The 18609-nt window shown below is 64.8% G+C and carries 12 protein-coding genes; 5 read left to right on the top strand and 7 right to left on the bottom strand.

Going from position 1 to position 18609, the window contains the following annotated elements; genetic code table 11:
* Positions 1–174: 174 nt before the first annotated feature.
* Positions 175–774 (bottom strand): response regulator, encoded by a 600-nt coding sequence (locus VM94_RS14000; protein WP_235432911.1) that lies wholly within the window; start codon positions 772–774, stop codon positions 175–177.
* Positions 775–1136: 362 nt separating this feature from the next.
* Positions 1137–1685, bottom strand: coding sequence for a phosphohydrolase (locus VM94_RS14005; RefSeq protein ID WP_052755761.1), 549 nt, complete (start codon positions 1683–1685; stop codon positions 1137–1139).
* Positions 1686–1873: 188 nt separating this feature from the next.
* Between VM94_RS14005 and VM94_RS14010 the strand changes: the two genes are divergently transcribed.
* A complete protein-coding gene (locus tag VM94_RS14010) occupies positions 1874–5011 on the top strand; it encodes an NAD(P)-binding protein (RefSeq protein ID WP_046684014.1) in 3138 nt (1045 codons plus the stop codon).
* Positions 5012–5013: 2 nt separating this feature from the next.
* The gene (locus tag VM94_RS14015) at positions 5014–5925 is read left to right on the top strand and encodes an alpha/beta hydrolase (RefSeq protein WP_052755762.1); all 912 of its coding nucleotides are present in this window, start codon (positions 5014–5016) and stop codon (positions 5923–5925) included.
* On the opposite strand, the gene VM94_RS14020 is transcribed toward VM94_RS14015, so the two are convergent.
* Positions 5910–8798, bottom strand: coding sequence for a hybrid sensor histidine kinase/response regulator (locus VM94_RS14020; RefSeq protein WP_235432912.1), 2889 nt, complete (start codon positions 8796–8798; stop codon positions 5910–5912). The genes VM94_RS14015 and VM94_RS14020 overlap by 16 nt on opposite strands.
* Positions 8799–8954: 156 nt before the next feature.
* On the opposite strand from VM94_RS14020, the gene VM94_RS14025 reads away from it, so the two are divergent.
* Positions 8955–9584 carry a LysE family translocator gene (locus VM94_RS14025; RefSeq protein WP_046684015.1) on the top strand — a complete coding sequence of 210 codons (630 nt, stop codon included), beginning with the start codon at positions 8955–8957 and terminating at the stop codon, positions 9582–9584.
* Here VM94_RS14025 and VM94_RS14030 read toward each other — a convergent pair.
* Both VM94_RS14030 and VM94_RS14035 read right to left on the bottom strand, forming a co-directional pair.
* Positions 9547–10311: a YceI family protein gene (locus VM94_RS14030; RefSeq protein WP_235432913.1), complete on the bottom strand. Its 765-nt coding sequence runs from the start codon at positions 10309–10311 to the stop codon at positions 9547–9549. The two genes, VM94_RS14025 and VM94_RS14030, sit on opposite strands and share 38 nt — an antisense overlap.
* A gap of 92 nt (positions 10312–10403) precedes the next feature.
* Positions 10404–11300, bottom strand: a complete 897-nt coding sequence (locus VM94_RS14035; protein WP_046684017.1) for an alpha/beta fold hydrolase — start codon at positions 11298–11300, stop codon at positions 10404–10406.
* Positions 11301–11412: 112 nt separating this feature from the next.
* On the opposite strand from VM94_RS14035, the gene VM94_RS14040 reads away from it, so the two are divergent.
* Entirely contained in the window at positions 11413–12294 is an 882-nt protein-coding gene (locus VM94_RS14040; RefSeq protein ID WP_082127709.1) for a LysR substrate-binding domain-containing protein, read from the top strand.
* A gap of 482 nt (positions 12295–12776) precedes the next feature.
* On the opposite strand, the gene VM94_RS14045 is transcribed toward VM94_RS14040, so the two are convergent.
* Positions 12777–15476 carry a M1 family metallopeptidase gene (locus VM94_RS14045; protein ID WP_046684019.1) on the bottom strand — a complete coding sequence of 900 codons (2700 nt, stop codon included), beginning with the start codon at positions 15474–15476 and terminating at the stop codon, positions 12777–12779.
* A 251-nt stretch (positions 15477–15727) separates the two neighbouring features.
* Here VM94_RS14045 and VM94_RS14050 point away from each other — a divergent pair, with 251 nt between their 5' ends.
* Positions 15728–16351 (top strand): glutathione S-transferase family protein, encoded by a 624-nt coding sequence (locus tag VM94_RS14050; protein WP_046684020.1) that lies wholly within the window; start codon positions 15728–15730, stop codon positions 16349–16351.
* Positions 16352–16431: 80 nt separating this feature from the next.
* Here the strand turns inward: VM94_RS14050 and VM94_RS14055 are convergent, their stop codons facing one another.
* Complete coding sequence (locus VM94_RS14055; RefSeq protein ID WP_046684021.1) at positions 16432–18537, bottom strand: prolyl oligopeptidase family serine peptidase; 2106 nt, start codon at positions 18535–18537, stop codon at positions 16432–16434.
* Positions 18538–18609: the final 72 nt, after the last annotated feature.

The following is an 18609-nucleotide window of genomic DNA, read 5'->3' on the forward strand; positions in this document are numbered from 1 at the left end:
GATATCCACAGTCCGTGTGGATATCTGAAAAAGGGCTTAACAATCCGCCACTTAGGAAATTGGGGCTGCTCGGCACATGCGATGGGCCGGCAAAATGGGCCAAAATGGGGCATTCCACAAGCCTGTATGCTTATCCAGTGCTCTTGTTTTTATGACTGAAAGTAGCGGCCGGGTTCAGGGGGTGCCGCCGGCCGGCGCCGCCGGCGTGTTGCCGCACTGGGCCAGGGCTGCGGCGAGCTCGGCGACTTGTTGCTCCGCTTCGCGCAAGGTGGCGTAGGTGCGCAGCGAGGCGATCACGGTGGTAAACAACTTGCGCGTGGTAAGGTCCGTCTTGCACCAGAAATCGTTGATGTCGTAGTCGATGATGATGCGGTGCTCCAGCGCCTGGCCGGGCTGGCCCGTGCGCAGGATGATGCGCACGGCGGTATTGTGCAGATCTTCGCGGATCTGGCGCGCCACTTGCAGCCCGGCATCCTGGGTCTCCATGATCACATCGAGCAGCACGACGGCGATATCGGTTGTGCTGCGCAGCAAGGCCAGCGCCTCGGCGCCCGAATACGCGTGCAAAAAGCTCAGCCTGCGGCCCTGGAAGCTGGCCTGGCTGAGGGCGAACTTGGTCACCACGTGCACGTCGACGTCGTCATCGACGATCAGCACGCGCCATGGCGTCGCGGTGGCAGGCTCTGCCGCCGCGTCTGTCCGTTCCAGCGGTTCGTCGACCAGCCAGTCCGGTTCGTCCGCCCCCTTGGCGGCGCTGTCGCTATCCATGTTCATGCGTTTATCCACCATTGATCGTGCGCGCCATTCCACACTATGCCAGTCTGCGGGGTTTGTCAAAACAATGCTGTTCAGACAAGGCTGCCTGGCGCCAGGAGCGCTTATGCACAGCAAAATATATTTTCATGGTGGTGAAGTAACTTTGCTCTAGCGCAAATTCATGATTGCAAGTCATTGATTTCATTGGGGTAAAAAATTGCCTGTGAAATCAGCAAATTGTTGAAACCCGCATCAATACTGGTGTTGCGGCTTGTCAAGAGGGGCTTATCAACAACTTTATCCACAGTTGCTGTGGATATCTAAAAAAGCCGTGCAAAAACCGGGGCTTAGCGCCCGTTGGTGAGGCAAGGTCGTAGCATTCATGCGGCAAGTCCAAGTCCGCTCAGCTGGGCAAAGGCATGCAGGAAGCGCTGCTTGGCTTCGGCCGGGCCCATGGCTTCGATTATACCGGGCAAGGGGGCGATGCCGTCAAGGTAAGCCCAGCGTTCGGCCGAGTGCGGCATCAGGTCGCGCTTTTCCGTCGCCAGCGCGATCAGGTCGGCCCGCTTGATGGGTGCGTAATCGGAAAAATCCAACCCATACGTGGTGGCGATGATGGCGCTGACCTTGTCTTCCAGCACGGCAAATTCCGGCAGCAACACTTTCAAGGGTTTTACCATGTCGCCCAGGTAGGCTTCCGCCGCGTCGTGCAGCAGGGCGGCCAGGCGCAAATGGGGCGGCACCAGTTCGGCGACGATCAGGCTGTGCTGGGCAACCGAGTAAAACACTTGCGTCTGTCCATTGAAGCGGCACTGGTAAGCGAGGCCGTGGGCGATGTCCTCGATGGCGACCTTGTCGATATGCGGGCGCAAAGGATAAAAACGGTTGCCTGAATAAGTGGAAACGTAGTCGGTGGTAATCATTGCCATGGCATGGTGCTCGGAACGCTCAAGATGTTTCATCCTACACCCGATGGCATGGGCTTGCCCCGGCTGCCGTGCGCAAGCCTACGCTATGCATCTTGGTAAATCCTTTAATTTATTTCATATCATTCATTGCTGTTTCTAAAATACACTGTAGCAATCTTGTTTTTCTGAAACTTCACAGGGGCAGGGCAATGACGGCGCAACCTTCGGCAAGACCTTCGTATATCTATCAGGGCGGTTCGGTGATGATGCACTCGCCGCTGCAATTGAAACAGTCGGAAATGTACGGCTATTTCGTCAAGGGCGACCTGGCCAAGCTGCAGGCCACCGTGAATACCACCTTGAACCAGGTGGCGGGCAGCAAGATGACCCTGAAAGCCCTGTCGCCGTATGTGATGCTGACGTTTACGCGCGTCAACCATGCGGACTCCGCCAACCCCGTCGACCAGGCCAAGGGCTGGATCACGGAAGTCGACATCGTCACCTGGATCATGGTGGGGCAGATGGATGCGGCGGGCAAGCTCGCGCATATCTATTGGTACCCGTGCCATATTTTCGTCGATGACGCGATGGCCCTGATCAACGGGCGCGAACTGTTCGGCTATCCGAAATACCTGTGCGACTACGAGATTCCTGCCGCCGGCAGCGAGCCGCTGCGCTGCTCCGTCGCCGCCAAGGGCTTCCAGCATTTTTCGCCGGAAACGAAACTGGCCCTGCACCCGCTGCTGGAAGTCAACGCCACCGTCCAGACGGGGCCGCACAAGCCCGTCAACAGTTTCCTGGAACTTATCGAGCAGGCGTTCCAGATTTTCCTCTCCATTCCCGATTTCTTCGACATGGACCAGGCCGGCTGGGCCGATATTCTGTCCTTGCTGCGCAATCCCCGCATCGACCAGATTTTCCTCAAGCAATTCCCCGACAGCGCGGGCGTGAAAGCCGTGTACCAGGCCCTGGTGGCCGCGCCGGCCGAGATCAACCGCCTGCACAGTGCGCGCCTGCTGGGCTATGATTACGAGTGCACGGTGCATGCATTTGACAGTTTCCCGCTGGACCAGACCCTGGGCTTGCAGCTGGGACCGCAAACGGCCATCTTGCCCTTCAATGTGAACTTCGATTTCACGGCCATGCCGGGCGAGGAGCTGGTCGACAATTCCCGCATCGCGCCGGAAAAGATCGCCATTCTCGGCGGCGGGGTGGCGGCCATGACCACCGCGTATTATTTGACGAACCAGCCGGGCTGGCAAAACCGGCACACGATCACCGTCTACCAGCTGGGCTGGCGCCTGGGCGGCAAGGGCGCCAGCGGGCGCAATGCGCAAGCGGGCCAGCGCATCGAGGAACACGGCTTGCACATCTGGTTCGGCTTTTATGCGAACGCCTTCAAGATGATCAAGGAGGCGTATGCGAGCCTGGAGCGCCCGCCCGGCGCGCCGCTGGCCACCTGGCGCGACGCCTTCAAGCAGCACGATTACGTGGCCCTGTCGGAAGACGTCAAGGGAGAGTGGCGCAACTGGTCCATCGTCTTTCCCACCTTGCCGGGCGAGCCGGGCGAGGGCGGTGAAGACATCACCCTGTGGCAGATGGCCATCGCCATGGTGGGCTGGATCGAGCAGTGGATACGCCAGATCCGGCAAGTGGCCGATGCCGACGCGCGCATCGTGCGCGCCAGCGCATCGCAGGGAGAGGGCGTGTGGCCGGGCTGGCTGCGCCGCCTGGCCGACGAAGTAGTGGGGCAGGCCGATGAACTGGGGCTGGACGTGGGCTTGTCCGTCGGCGCGCTGGTGGCGCTGGTGGCCGACCTGGCGCCCGACTCCACGCGCCACGACAAGGCCCGCCATCAGTTGCTGGCCAGCACCCTGAACGGCATCCGCGCGTGGCTGCGCCTGCGCTACCGGGCCCTGATCGATGGCGACGATGAATTGCGCCGCCTGTTCACTTGCCTGGACCTGGGTATCACGGTCATGAAGGGCATGTTCGAGGATGGCGTGTTCAAGAACGGCTTTGACGTCATCAACGACATCGATTTCCGCGCCTGGCTGCGCAAGCATGGCGGGGACGAGCAGTTCAGCGTCAACTCGGCGCCCGTGCGCGGCTTTTACGACCTGGTGTTTGCCTACGAAGGCGGCGATTTTTCCAGGCCGAACATCGAGGCGGGGACGCTCTTGCGCTCGATGGCGCGCATCGGCCTGGCCTACAAGGGCGGCATCATGTTCAAGATGCAGGCCGGCATGGGCGACACGATTTTCACGCCGATGTACGAAGTGCTGAAGAAAAGGGGTGTGGAATTCAAATTCTTCCAGCGTGTCGAAGAACTGGTGCCGGGCGCGGGCGATATCGACAGCATCCGCATCACGCAGCAGGTGCAATTGAAGGACCCCGCCGCCGGCTACGCGCCGCTGGTGGACGTCAAGGGCCTCGCCTGCTGGCCCAGCGCGCCCGACTACGCGCAGATCGAACCGGCCCAGGCGGCGCTGCTGCAGGCGCAGGAAGTCAACCTGGAATCGTACTGGAGCGCCTGGCCGCAGCAATACCGACAAGCGTTCGGCCGCGCGCTGCCCGCCACGGTATTGAAGAAGGGCGTCGACTTCGACAAGGTGGTGTTCGGCATTTCCATCGGCTCGCTGCAGGCTTTGTGCCCGCAGTTGCTGGCGCAAAGCCCGGCCCTGCAGCTGGCGGCCGACAAGGTGAAAACCGTGGCCACGCAGGCTTACCAGGTGTGGCTCAACAAGAACCTGGCGCAGATGGGCTGGACCACGCAGCCGAAAGGCCAGCAGCCGGTGCTGTCGGCTTTTACTGAGCCGTACGACACGTGGGCGCCGATGGACCAACTCCTGGCGCACGAAGACTGGCCGGCGGGACTGGAGCCGAAAAACGTCTCGTACTTTTGCAGCGCCTTCCCCGTCGACAGCTACCCGCCCGTCACCGACACGGATTTCCCCGCCCGCTGCGCGGCCAGGGCGAAGCAGGGCGCGCTGCACCAGCTCGAGCGCGAGATCGGCGCGCTGTGGTCCGAGGCGGGCGCGCCGGGCGCGTTTCCGTGGCAATGGCTGGTCGATGCGAAGGAAGCTGCGGGACCGGCGCGCTTCGACAGCCAGTACTGGCGCGCCAACGTCGACCCGTCCGAGCGCTACGTGATGTCGGTGGTGGGCAGCACGCAGTACCGGCTGGCCACCGACCAGTCAGGGTTCAGCAACCTGTTCCTCACGGGCGACTGGATCAGGACGGGCTTGAACGCGGGCTGCGTCGAGGCGGCCGTGATGGCCGGCATGCAAACGTCGCGCGCCATGACGGGCTATCCGGCCGTGATCCAGGGCGAGAAGGATTTCTAGGCATGCGACGCCTGATGCTGTCGTGTCTGGTCCTGTTCCACCTGCACGCGGGCGCGGCGCCGCCCGGCGCGATTATGCTGTGGCCCGGCGCGCCGCCCGGTGGCGCGGCGCCGGGTCCCCAGCGCGACGGCGCCAAGGGCTCCATCACGCAGGTCGAACAACCGTATCTGATCGCGCACCGCCCGGCGCAGCCGAACGGTATCGCCATTCTCCTGGTCAGCGGCGGCGGCTATGCGCATATCGAGGCGGGCAAGGAGAGCGGCCCCGCCGCCAGCTGGCTGCAAACGCAGGGCGTCACGGCGTTTGAACTCGTGTACCGCTTGCCGCAGGAAGGCGGCGGGGTGGCCGCGCCATTCCAGGATGGCCAGCGCGCCATGCGCGTGATCCGCGCGCACGCGGCCGAATGGGGCATCGACCCGGCGCGCATCGGCATGCTGGGGTTTTCCGCCGGCGCGCACCTGGCCGGCATGACGGCCGTCCAGCCGGACGCCGCCCGCTATGCGCCCGTCGATGCGATGGATGGCGTCTCCGCGCGGCCCGATGTCGTCGTGCTGCTGTACCCCGTGCTGACCATGCAGCGGCTATTTGACACGACGCATGCGAAGAAAGAGCTGCTGGGCGCCCACCCCGCGCAGGCGGCGCGCGATGCGCTGTCGGTGGAATTGCACGTCGATGCGCGCACGCCGCCCGCCTTCATCGCGCAGGCCCTCGACGACCCGATTTCACCGCCCGAAAACAGTACATTGATGGCGGCCGCCCTGCGCCGCGCGGGCGTGCCCGTCGAACTGCACCAGTTCCAGAGCGGAGGACATGGATGGGGATTGGGCAAGCCGGGCAGCGAACCGGCCGCGTGGCCACGGCTGTTGCTGGCGTGGCTGCAAGCGCATGGCTGGATGCCTCAGCCTGCGGGCTGAGCTTCCAGATCCCGCCGCGCCGCATCGAGCGCCTCTTGCAGCTGCGGCAGGAACTGTTCCACGTTATCGAGCTGGCCGTTCGAGGCCAGGGTTTCCATCTGGTGGCACAGGCCGTGCAGGGTGGGGCGGCTCAGGTAGCCGGCGCTGCCTTTCAAGGCGTGGAAGGCTGCTGCCGCGGCGCTGGCGTTGCCATCGCGCACGGCGTGGCAAGCCAGGTCCAGGCGCCGTGGCGCTTCCGTCAGAAACGCTTGCGCGATGCGCTGCAAGTGCTGCGGCGACAGGCCTGCCAGCGGCAGGATGTGTACGGGCGCCGTCATGGGATCGGCCGGCGCGGATGGCTCGTCGGCGCCGTCCAGGCCGAACTGGCGCGCCAGGGTATCGTCTTCGGTGGGAACGGCAGGCGGCAGCGCGTGGCCGCGCGCCAGCAGCAGGTCGATGATGGCGTCGATTTTCTCGAACAGCAGCGCTTCGTCGACGGGTTTGCTGAGGAAGTCGTCCATGCCGGCCGCCAGGTAGCGCTGCCGGTCATGTTCGCTGGCGTTGGCCGTCAGCGCAAGGATGGGAATCTGCGCGTCGGCAATGGGGAATTGCGCGTTGCCCCCTGCGCGAATCAGGCGCGCGGCCTGTTCGCCATCCATCTCCGGCATGCGGCCATCCATCAGCACGCAATCGTAGGAGCCGGAGCCCAGCGCGCGCAGCGCCTGTTCGCCGTTTTCCACGATGGTGACCTCATGCCCCATGCCTTCGAGCAGGGTGCCGATGATGATCTGGTTGGTGCGCACGTCTTCGGCGCACAGGATGCGCAGGCGGCAGGCGTGGCGCGCGTGGCGTGCGGGCCGGCGCGCATCGGCCGCGGGAGCGCTGCCGTCTTCCAGCGGCAAGGTGAAATGGAAGCGCGAACCGATGCCGACCCGGCTTTCCACGCCGATCGTGCCTTTCATCAGTTCGACCAGCTCCTTGCAGATGGCCAGGCCCAGGCCCGTGCCGCCGTAGCGGCGCGTGGTGGAATGGTCGGCCTGCTCGAATTTCTGGAACAAACGCGGCAAGGTATCCGCGTCGATGCCGGGCCCCGTATCGCTGATGATGAATTCGATGGCGCTGCGGCCGTCCTGGCGCGGCGGCGTGCGGGCGCGCCGCACTTCCAGCAGCACTTCGCCATTGGCCGTGAATTTCAGCGCATTCCCCAGCAGGTTGATGAGGATTTGCCGCAGCCGCGTGGGGTCGGCGCGCACGTAGCGCGGCAAGTCCAGCGCCAGTTCGCGGCGCAGCAGCAGGCTTTTGGCGTCGGCCTGGCCCTGCACGATGCCGGCCGCGTCTCCGATCAGCGCCAGCAAGTCGAAGTCCACGGTTTCCAGGGTCAGCTTGCCCGCGTCGATCTTCGAGAAATCGAGGATGTCGTTAAGGATGGTCAAGAGCGATACGCCGTTGTGCAGGCCGATGCGCAGGTATTCCTGCGTGCGGCCGCGTACGGACTGGTCGCGCAGGGCGAATTTCAGCATGCCGATCACGCCGGCCAGCGGCGTGCGGATGTCGTGGCTCATGGCGGACAGGAAATCGATGCGGTGGCGGCTGACGACTTCCGCGTGTTCCTTGGCCTTCAGCAGGGCGTCGTTGCTGAGGGTGAGCGCCAGGGTGCGTTCCTGCACCCGCTGTTCCAGGTTGTTGCGCAGCAAACGGATCTGGTCGGCCAGGGCAAAGGCCAGCAGCAAGCCGTCGAAGGTGCCGCCCAACAAGGTCACCAGCTGGGCGTTGGCCACCATGGCCGGCATCAGGCCCAGGTTGGCAGGCAGGATCAGAAAGCCGGGCAGCATCAGGGCGACGAAGGCCAGCACGAAGAAGCGCGCCGGCTGGTAGCCGCGGCGCCAGACGACGATGCCGCAGATGAGCGCCATCAGCATCCAGATGCTGATGGCGATGGTGGCCAGGGTATGCGCATACGACAGGGCGAAGAAGCAGCTCGGCAGCAGCAGCAAGGGCAGCACCAGGTTGACCTTGCTGATGCTGTGCAGCCGGGGCGAGTAGTCGCGCAGGCGCAGGAAATGCATGTAGAACAGGGTGCTGAAGACGGGCAGCAGGAAAAACGGCACGTAGTGCAGCTGCAGCATGTGCCAGTCGAACAGGTCGGCAAAGACGTGGAAAGTCATGGCCCACGCCAGGCCGTACGTCAGCACGTACAGCGCGTAATAGGCCGAAGCTTTTTCCAGAGTGATGGAAAAGATGAAGAAATTGAACAGGCCCAGCGCCAGCAGGGCGCCGATGGACGCCACCATCAGGAAGTTTTCCTTGCCCACCAGCTTGCGGTAATCCTGCTGCGTCTTGACGCCGAACATCGGCGCGCGCGCGTAATACGGGCTGGAAAAGCGGATCAGGATATCGTAGGTGGCGCCCGGCGCCAGCTGCACGTTCCCGCCGTAGTGCAGCAAATACTCGTGCGGACGCTGGTAGCCGGTCAGCAAGGTTTGCGGCGCCGTGTGCGGCCCGGGGCCATACACGTACACGTCGACCAGGTCGATCAGGGTGTCGTTCGGGTCGATGACCCAGGCGCTTTCGGCGCTGTCGTTGCGCACCTGCGCATGCAGCCAATAGGCGCCGCCGAACAGGTCGACCTTGCCGGCAGGGCGCTGGCGCGCCAGCCAGGCGGACAGGGCGGTGGCATCGGCGGGCGCGGCTTCATTGTCAGATAGAAACAGTTGCCCGCCATCGCCCAGGTGCTGGATGCCTTGCTTGCTCAGGGGAAGGGGAACCGCCTGCGCCGCGCCCGCCAGGCCCAGCAAGCCGAACAGCAAGCCGAGCAGGAGCAGCCAGCCGCATAGCCAGGCGCTGACGCGGGAGCTGGAAGCGCGGTGGCGGAATGGGGGCGGGTGGGCTGGCATCGATGGGCTTGGTGATGATCGCGCGGGAATGGGCGGCAACGCCGTTTGCTATTGAATGCCCATTTTAATCGACTCTCGGTGACACACGGGCAATTTCATGTCCTGCCCGCCTGGCGCCCGCTCCGGTATCATGGCGCCTTTGCCCGCGAGATATTCATGCTCAGTCCCGACCAGTTCCTGGCCTTCCTGGCCGCCGCCGTGTTGATTACCGCCAGTCCCGGCCCCGACAACCTGATGGTGCTGGGCGTGGGCATGTCACGCGGGCGCCGCCAGGGCATGGCGTTCGGCCTGGGCTGCGCCCTTGGCTGCCTCACGCACACCGTGCTGGCGACCATCGGCGTGTCGGCCCTGCTGGCCGCCTCGCCCACGGCATTTACCATGCTGAAAGTGGCCGGCGGGCTGTATCTCGTGTGGCTGGGCATCGGCGCCTTGCGCAGCCGTGGCGGCGCCAGAGTCGATGGCGCGGCGGCCTTGCCCGACGAATCCTTGCTGCGCCTGTTCGGCAAGGGTTTGTTTGCCAACAGTATCAATCCGAAAGTCGTGCTGTTCTTCCTCTCGTTCCTGCCGCAGTTCATCGTCGCGGGCCAGGGCAATGCCAGCTGGCAGACGGCGCAGCTGGGCCTCGTCTTCACGGCGCAGGCGTGCGTGCTGTTCGGCCTGCTCGGCTATTTTTCCGGCGCCGTCGGCCTGTGGCTAAACCGCCGCCCGCGCGCCGGCCTGTGGCTGGACCGGGTGGCCGGCACCATCTTCATCGGTCTGGGTTTGCGCCTGATCCTGGCACGCTGAGTTCTTGCCGGGCGGTAATGCGAAACGCCAATTCCATCTGATCCTGCACGGCCATGGCGCCGCCCAGGACGGCGAACGGCACGATGCCGAAGTCGCTCTGTTTCAATAGCAGGCTGCCGCTGGCCTGCAGGCGGCGCCCATCGGCCGCTTCCTCGATGCGCACCGGCAGCTGCACCGTGCGCGTCACGCCATGCAGGGTGATGTCGGCATCAAACACCTGCTTGTTCCCCGTGCGGCGCGCGGCGATGCTGACCCACGGATAGCGTTCCGCCTCGAGCACGCGCACCAGCATGTTGTGGCGCGTGCCGGCGATGGCGTCGGCCGACGGCGTCGTCGTCAAGCCGGCCGTCTGGCGCAGGCTTTCTTCATCCACACTCATCTCGTCGAGCCGGAAGCGGAACTGCGCGCGTCCCACTGCGGGCGCCACGACGCCCTGCAGGGTATGGCTGGCCACCACGTGGTCATGCCCGAGCCGCGCCAGCGCGCCGCCGCGGCGCACGGTGATGGTCAGCAGGGATTCGTCGGGCGCGATCTGCAGCAGCTGCATGCCCTGCCGCTGCCAGGCGGGAATAGCCATGGCGGGACTGCCGGCCGGCGCGGGTGGGCCGGGGAGCTGGATGGCGGGCGGCGCGGAGAATGGCGAACAGGCGGCCAGCAAGGCGCAGGTGCAGGCCAGCAGCGCGCGGCGGCGCATGGGAGGGATCGGTGAGCATTCTTGGCGGAGCATGGTCGGAGCTTGTATGGGCGCAAGGCGCGATACGGCCATAGTAAGCGATCCGGCCTGCTAGGGGAACCTCCCGTGCGCCGCGCGGACTGGCGTTATTGTGGATTACCGTCGACAAACATCAGGATGGCGCTGGCGATTACTTGGGGCGCTTCGCGCTGCGGGAAGTGCCCAACGCCCTCTAACAGCACGCGCTGGTACGCGCCGCTGAAATGGTGTTCGCGTCCGGCCGAGCTGTCCGGGTGGTTGCATGTGTCGGCCGCGCCGTGCAGCACCAAGGTCGGCAGGTGCAGCACGGGCGCCGACTGGAGCAGCGCTTCGTCGGCCGCATATGCGGGGTCGCCTTCGGCAAAGGCCCAGCGGTGGCGGTAGGAATGCAGCACCACCTCGGCCCAGTCGGGACCATCGAAGGCGCGGCGCGCCTGTGCGAAATCGGCCTCGCCATACCAGCCGGCCGGCGACCAGCTATCCCACATCATGCGGGCGAACGCATGGCGGTCATGTTCGAGGGCATGCCGGCCCCGGGGCGTGGCCATGAACCAATGGTACCAGTAATTGCGCGCTTGCTGATACGACAATTCTTGCTGCGGGTCATTCGTGCCATAGCCGACCGACAGCATGACCAGGCCGCACGCCGCATCGTGGCGCAAGCCGCTGGCGTTCGCCACGGCGCGCGCGCCCCAGTCATGGCCCACCAGCAAAGGCTTATCCAGTTGCATGGCGTCGATAAAATCGAGCAAATCGCGTCCCAGCGCGGCCAGCTGGCCGCTGCGCGGCGTGTCCGCATGGCGAAAACGCGTGGGTGCGAAGCCGCGCAGGGCCGGCGCCAGCACGCGGTAGCCGGCGGCGGCCAGCACCGCGGCCGTGCCGGCCCAGCTTTCGGGACTGTCGGGCCAGCCGTGCACGAGCACGGCGCAGCGCTGGCCGGCCGGATTCCATTCCAGGTAAGCCACGTCCAGCAAGGGCGTGGCGATGTGTTGATAGTCTTGCATGGCATTTCCTGACGAAGGTGAGGGAGAAGTGTCTATCGTAGCGCCAGCAATCAATTTGATTCGTGAGTAATTCGACGATATTATGTTTGTATCTTGATGAATGGGAGGGCACATGCCTGATTCCGCCGCGCTGACACTCGATATCGTCCTGCTGCGCAGCCTGCTTGAAGTGGTGGACGCGGGCGGTTTCGCGCTGGCCGCGCAAAACCTGGCCTTGACGCCATCGGCCGTCAGCGGCCATATCAAGCGTCTCGAACACAGCGCCGGCAAGCAATTGCTGGCGCGCACGACGCGCAGCCTGGAGCTGACGGCGGCCGGCGAACTGCTGTATATGTATGCGCGCAATATCGTCGACCTGGAACGCGAGGCGCGTGCCAGGCTCAGCGGCGCATCCATGCAGGGCCGACTGGTCCTGGGCGCGTCGGAAGATTTCGCCGGCACGTGGCTGCCGCAGGTGCTGCACACCTTCCAGCGCTGGCATCCGCAAGCGTCGATCGAATTGAAGGTGGGCATTACGGCCGAATTGCTGCGGCGCCAGGCGCACGAGCAGATCGATGTCGTCTTCGGCAAGCAATGCAGCCGTACGGAAGGGATCGGTGAATTGTTGTGGGCTGAGCCGCTGGTGTGGGCGTACGCGGCTGGCCGCCTGCCCGACGCAGGCCAGGCCTTGCCGCTGGCGCTGTTTCCCGCGCCCTGCGTCTACCGCGAGGCGGCCATCACCGCGCTGGCGCAAGCGGAGCATCCCTGGCGGCTGGCGTTTGACAGCGCCAGCATGGCCGGCTGCTTGGCGGCGGCGCTGGCCGGTTTTGCCGTGACGCCGGTGGCCCGCAGCCAGATGCGCGACGGCTTGCGCATCCTGGGTGCGGCGGAAGGTCTGCCGGTGCTGCCCGATGCCCGCTTTTACGCGTTTCCTCGCAACAAGACGCCTGCCGTGCTGGCGCTCGTCGATGCGGTGCGCGGCGCGGGCCAGCGGCACCAGTTTCATGCCGCGTGACCACGCCAATGTTTAGCCTGCGTCATAAAGCGGTCATATCGCGCTGTTATGATGCTTTTGTTGGCACACAGCATGCGATGCGCAGATCACTACGCTCCGGGAGCGATAGGATGCAGGCATGACTCAACAGCTTAGCCGGTGAGCTCAACCATCGGCACCAGACACGTAAAATTTGTTTTGTAGTAATGATTGCAGGGTGGGGCAGGGGAAAAACGGGAATCGGGCGGGGATTTAATGAAGTCCTAAGCCTGTCTTCATGAAGGGCTGGCATAGTGGACACATGGCGCACGGAAACCCCGGGCGCAAGGTTGCCGGACACCTCAATGACCGGCACGATTTCCACTTTTTCATGTGTTTCCCGTTTTATCCCTGCGCTCTGAAACAGCGTTTCAACCGGCTACCGCACCTTGCGAAGCCGGTTTTTTTTGCCTGCGTTTTCTTGCTCCCGGCGCCAGGCGCCGGGAGGCTTGTTTGTTCCCCTCTTAGCCCGCCTGTTTCGCCAGCCACGCATCGACGGCCGGCAGCCGTTCGGCGCGCAGCTTGATGCGGTACTTGATGCCGGCCACGGAACTGTCGGCGTCGCCGCGCGCGCTGGCCGGCAGATGCGCTTGCGCGTACGCTTCCAGCTTGGCGATCATGTCCGCCTGCGCCGAGCCGGCGGCCAGGCGCGGGAAGTAGCGGCTGCGCGAGCTGGCGTCGATGCGCGCATTGACTTGTTCCAGGTGCGCCAGCGCGAAGTCGAAAGCCAGTTCCGGATGCGTGCGCGACACGCGCGAGATCATGGCGGGGCTGTTGGTCACGCCCGGCTCGTCCGTCAGCGCCAGGGCCAATGCGCGCTGCGCCAGGGCGGGATCGTCGCTTGAGGCCAGCAGGTCGTACAGCTGGTTCTTGACCAGCGGCGTCTGTTCCTGTCGCGCCTTGGCATGCAGCTGCTCCCAGGTGGTCGCGTCCGCATGCTGCGCCACCACGCCCAGGATGGTGCGGCGCAGCGGCGCCGGCATGGCGGCGGGATCTTGCTCACTGGCCGCGTAACGGCGGCGTGCCTCGGCGATCACGCCCGGTTCGCCCATGTCGCCGAGGATGGCGATCAGTTGTCCGCGCAGGGTCGCCACGCTGGACGCTTCGCCCGCGCGCGCTTCCCAGCCCGTCTGCGCCATCATCGGCGCCAGGCGCGCCACGGCAAAGCGGCCGAAAGCCTGCTGGCGTACGGCGTCGCCAGCATACTGTTGGTACAGGCTGCCCAGGGAGCCGGCCACCTTGCCCAGCACCTGCGGATCGGCCGACAGCGGCGTCGCTTGCACCAGTTCCAGGAAATCGGCCAGGTTTTGCGCACCGGCCAGGCCCAGCGACTGGCTGTCCGCCAGCAAGCCCAGCTGGTCGATCGGCGCCAGGCGCGCAAAGCTGCCCGCCAGCGCGCGCGTGTTGGCCGGCGCGTACATGGTGCGGTAGTAGCCGCTCTGGCCCGCGTTCACGAGCAGGGCGCCGCAGCCGGGCACGTTCAGGGTCGCCTTGCCATTCTTGACCAGCACCGTGGCCAGCTTGCCGTTGCCCACCGTCGCGGCGATCACCGGCACTTTCCACGACAGCGGTTTTTTATTTGGCTGGTCCTTGGAAAATTCCGTCTGCGTCAGGCGCACGCGCGTATTGCCGTTTCTGCACACGGCGTCGCCCACCTTGATCATCGGCACGCCCGGCTGCAGGGTGAAATCATGGGCGATGGCGCTGACAGGCTTGCCGGCGGCCGCATCGACTTCGCGCCACAGGTCGTCGGACACGGTATTGCCATACGCATGCTTGCGCATGTAGTTGCGCACGGCCGTGCGCCACGTATCGGCGCCCACATACGCTTCGAGCATGCGGATCACCGCTTCGCCTTTTTGGTAGGTGATGCCGTCGAAAGCCTGGCTGGCCTGCTCCACGGTGGCGATGCGCTGCACCACCGGGTGCGTGGTGCGCAGCGCATCCTGGCTCATGGCCGACTCGCGTCCGCCGACGCTGGACAGGGCCGTGTTCCATTCCGGGTGCAAACGCTCCGTGGTGCGGCCTTCCATCCACGAGGCGAAACCTTCGTTGAGCCACAGGTCGTCCCACCAGCGCATGGTGACCAGGTCGCCGAACCACTGGTGCGCCATTTCATGCGACAGCGTGGTGTAGATGTTTTCCTTGTCGGCCTGCGTCGAGATGGCCGGATCGAGCAGCAGGCCGTACTCGAAGGTGAACACGGCGCCCCAGTTTTCCATGGCGCCAAAGAACTGGCTGCGGCCCGGCGCGGCAATGTTGTCGAGCTTGGGCAGCGGGTAGCGCACGCCGAAATAATCGTTGTATTCGCGCAGCAGGGCGGCCGACTCGTCGAGCGCGAAGCGGCTTTGCGCCAGCGCGCCCCGCTTCGTGATGACGCCTATTTCCGTGCCCTCGCTCATGGCCGTGGCCCGTTCGAAGTCGCCCAGGCCGAAGAACAGCAGATACGTCGACATGCGCGGCGTGGTGGCGAAATACACATGCTTCATGCCATTGCCCAGTTCCTCGCTGCGGACGATCGGCATGTTACCGACGGCCATCTGGCTGCTCGGCACGACCACGTCCAGCGCGAAGGTGGCCTTGTAGTCCGGCTCATCCCACGACGGCAGCATGCTGCGCGCATCCGAATTTTCGAACTGCGTGTACAGCGCGCGCTGGCGCCCTTGCGGCGTGTCGTAATCGAGCGAAAACAGGCCCGTGGCCTGCGTGCCGATCTTGCCGCTGTAGTCGATGCGCAGCAGGTACTCGCCCTTGGCCAGCGGCTGGGCAAAATGCACGGTGGCCGTCTGCTTGTCCGCGTCGAAATCGATCTTGCGCGTCACCTGCTTGCTGCCGCCCGGGCCTTCGATGGCGGCGGCCGCAAACGTCAGGTTCAAGGCGTTGAAGGTGATGCTCGCCGTTGGCTTGTCGACGGCCACCTTGATGGCGGCTGTGCCCTTGAAGGTGGGGGCGGCGGCGTCCGGCGTGATCGACAGGATGTAGTGCAAGGGCGTGACGCCGCGCGGCAGCTGCGTGGTGGTGCCAATGGCGTGGCTGGCCGAGGCGTATTTGGGTGCTGCGGCGGGAGCTGCGTGGCCCGCATGGGCGGCCGTGATGGAAGCCAGTGCCAGGACGGCGGCGGCCAGTTGGCTGCGGCGGAAGCGCGGAGTCGGTGTGCGATGCATGGTATGCCCTAGTTTCATGGATAAAACGCCCGCCAGCCGGATAGGCTGCGGGCGTTGATGACGTGTGGGGGACATGCTGGAACTGGCGGCCAGCGTTCCCCTACAGCAATCTAAGGCGAAACCGGGGCAAAGTCAACGCGCCAGGGGCGCCGCACCATGACGGTGCGCTGGTATGATGGACGCGTGACCGTACTGCCGCAGGCCAGCCCCGCAGCGGATTGTCCCCCCATAACGAGACGAGACCCAAGCACATGAAACTGATTATCAGCCCCCGCACGCCCAATCCACGCCGCGTCACCATGTTCATCGCCGAGAAGGGCATCACCGGCATCGAGGAAGTGGCGCTCGACCTGATGGCGGGCCATCACCGCGATCCCGCCTTCCTGGCGAAAAACCCGCTGGGCCGCGTGCCCGTGCTGGAGCTCGACGATGGGCGCGTGCTGACCGAGACGCGCGCCATCTGCACTTACCTGGAAGGCTTGCAGCCGCAGCCGAACCTGATGGGCGAGGGGTACGAGGAGCGCGCGTTTATCGAGATGGCCGACCGCCGCGTGGAACTGCATTTGTTCAGCGCCGCCGCCAACTGGGTGCGCCACGGCCATCCGGCCCTGGTGGCGCTGGAAAATCCGCAGTTTCCCGACTTCGCCACGGCGCAGGCGGGCAAGCTGCGCGAGACGGCGCAATGGCTGGACCAGGTGCTGGCCCACCAGCCATACATCGCCGGCGACCGCTTCACGATTGCCGACATCACGGCCTTCTGCGCGCTGGAATTCGTGCGCGGCCTGATGAAGTACCGGCCCGGCGCGGAAGGGTTGCAGAACTTGCAGGCCTACCGCGACCGCATCGCGGAACGCCCCAGCGCACAGGCCAAGTAGCCGGGTAGGCCGGGCAGGTTGGGTAGGTCGGATTAGCGGGGCCGCCGAGGCGCGTGAGCGCGTAATCCGACACCACCACTTTACTTCAGCTGCTCCCACAGGAAGGTGTAGGTCAGCGCCCACATCAGCGCCTGCTGGTCGTTGTTGGCCGCGCCCGCATGGCCGCCTTCCGTGTTTTCCCAGTACAGCACGTCGTGGCCTTGCTCTTCCATCTTTGCCACCATCTTGCGCGCATGGCCGGGGTGGACCCGGTCGTCGCGTGTCGAGGTGGTAAACAGCACGCGCGGATATTTCTTGTCCTTGAAGACGTTCTGGTACGGCGAGTACTTGCTGATGTACGCCCATTGTTCCGGCACGTCCGGGTCGCCGTACTCTCCCATCCACGAGGCGCCCGCCAGCATCTTGTTATAGCGGCGCATGTCGAGCAGCGGCACCTGGCTGACGACGGCGTTGAACAAATCGGGACGCTGCACCAGCACGGCGCCCGTCAGCAGGCCGCCATTGCTTCCGCCCATGATGCCCAGGTGGCGCGGGCTGGTGATCTTGCGCTTGATCAGGTCTTGCGCCACCGAGATGAAATCGTCATACGCGCGCTGGCGGTTTTCCTTCAGCGCCGCCTGGTGCCAGCGGGGACCGAATTCGCCGCCGCCGCGGATATTTGCCAGCACATACACGCCGCCTTTTTCCAGCCACGCCACGCCGGTGGTGCCGCTGTAGCTGGGTTTCAGCGACACTTCAAAGCCGCCATAGCCATACAGCACGGTGGGGTTGCTGCCGTCGAACTTCGTCTGCTTGCCCATGATGGCGAAATACGGCACCTTGGTGCCATCCTTCGACGTCGATTCGAACTGCTCCACTTTGTACGGTGTGGCGTCGTAGTAGGCGGGCAGCGACTTGATTTTCGTGCGCTTGTCGCTTTGCGCCGTGGCCAGGTACAGGGTGGTCGGGTTAAGGAAGTCGGTCACCGTCAGGAAGTACTGGTCCGAGTCGACGGAATCGAGCGCGCTGACGGCCAGGGTGCCCAGCTTCGGCGCATCGACGGCGCGGCGCTGCCACTTGCCGTTCACGTGGCGCAGTTCCGTCAGGCGGTTCTTGACCTTGTCCAGGGTGGTGACGAGGATGGCGGACTTGGTTGCCGTGACATTGTCCAGCGACGACGTGGCCGTCGGCGCGTATAGCACTTCCAGCTCCTGCTTGCCCTGCATGAAGGCCTTGAAATCGGTGGCCAGCAAGGAGCCTTGCAGGTAGGTCTTGCCGTTGACTTTCCAGTCCGAGCGCAAGGTGATGACCAGCTGGTCGCGCACGGTGAAGGCCGTAGCGTCGTCCGGCTTCGGTACTTTCTTCAACTCGGCGCCGTCGCGCAGGAACATCTCGCCGCTGTAAAAATCGATCTGCCGCTCGATGAACTGGTGTTCATGGCCGGGCGTGAAATCCTTGTAGGCGCCGGCGCTCAGGTCGTCGGGCTTGGCTTCGTACAAGGTTTGCGCCTGCGCCAGCGGCGTGCCGCGCTGCCACTGCTTGATGATGCGCGGGTAGCCCGAGCTGGTCATCGAGCCGGGGCCGAAATCGGTGGAGACGAACAGGGTATCCTGGTCGATCCAGCTGGCGCTGCCCTTCGCTTCGGGCAGGGTGAAGCCGCCTTCGACGAAGGCGCGCTTGGCCACGTCGTATTCGCGCACCACCTTGGCGTCGCCGCCGCCGCGTGACAGGGAAATGAGGCAGCGTTCACCCTTCGGATACAGGCAGGAGGCGCCGCCCCAGACCCAGTTTTCACTCTCGCCGGCGGCCAGCTGGTCGAGGTCGATCACGGTTTCCCAGACGGGTTCGGCCAACTGGTATTGCGCCAGGGTAGTGCGGCGCCAGATGCCGCGCACGTGCTGGGCGTCGCGCCAGAAATTGTAGTAAAACTCGCCTTCCTTGCTCACGTAGGGAATGCGTTCCTTCGAGTTGAGGATGGTTTTCAGGCGCGCCTGCAGGACGGGGAAGCCGGGCTGGGCTTCCAGTTCCCTGGTGGTGACGTCATTGTGCTGCTTGACCCAGGCCAGCGGCTTGTCGCCGAGGACTTCTTCCAGCCACAAATGGGGATCGGTGTTGGCGGCGGCAGGGGCGGGGGCTTGCGCATGGGCGATGCCCGCGGTGGCCAGGCCGAGCAGCATGCTGCCGGCGAGAATGCGATATGACGACATAGAGGGTTCCTGGTTGGTCCGATGGAGGCCGCGTTGCAGGCAAAACGGCGCAGCCATGGTGCCATGGATTGC

This window comes from Janthinobacterium sp. KBS0711 (assembly GCF_000988085.1).
Classification (GTDB): domain Bacteria; phylum Pseudomonadota; class Gammaproteobacteria; order Burkholderiales; family Burkholderiaceae_D; genus Janthinobacterium; species Janthinobacterium lividum_E.

Coding starts and splice junctions, on each gene's coding strand:
- VM94_RS14000 (WP_235432911.1), bottom strand. CDS start 774: ATGAACATGGATAGCGACAGCGCCGCCAAGGGGGCGGACGAACCGGAC.
- VM94_RS14005 (WP_052755761.1), bottom strand. CDS start 1,685: ATGGCAATGATTACCACCGACTACGTTTCCACTTATTCAGGCAACCGT.
- VM94_RS14010 (WP_046684014.1), top strand. CDS start 1,874: ATGACGGCGCAACCTTCGGCAAGACCTTCGTATATCTATCAGGGCGGT.
- VM94_RS14015 (WP_052755762.1), top strand. CDS start 5,014: ATGCGACGCCTGATGCTGTCGTGTCTGGTCCTGTTCCACCTGCACGCG.
- VM94_RS14020 (WP_235432912.1), bottom strand. CDS start 8,798: ATGCCAGCCCACCCGCCCCCATTCCGCCACCGCGCTTCCAGCTCCCGC.
- VM94_RS14025 (WP_046684015.1), top strand. CDS start 8,955: ATGCTCAGTCCCGACCAGTTCCTGGCCTTCCTGGCCGCCGCCGTGTTG.
- VM94_RS14030 (WP_235432913.1), bottom strand. CDS start 10,311: ATGCTCCGCCAAGAATGCTCACCGATCCCTCCCATGCGCCGCCGCGCG.
- VM94_RS14035 (WP_046684017.1), bottom strand. CDS start 11,300: ATGCAAGACTATCAACACATCGCCACGCCCTTGCTGGACGTGGCTTAC.
- VM94_RS14040 (WP_082127709.1), top strand. CDS start 11,413: ATGCCTGATTCCGCCGCGCTGACACTCGATATCGTCCTGCTGCGCAGC.
- VM94_RS14045 (WP_046684019.1), bottom strand. CDS start 15,476: ATGCATCGCACACCGACTCCGCGCTTCCGCCGCAGCCAACTGGCCGCC.
- VM94_RS14050 (WP_046684020.1), top strand. CDS start 15,728: ATGAAACTGATTATCAGCCCCCGCACGCCCAATCCACGCCGCGTCACC.
- VM94_RS14055 (WP_046684021.1), bottom strand. CDS start 18,537: ATGTCGTCATATCGCATTCTCGCCGGCAGCATGCTGCTCGGCCTGGCC.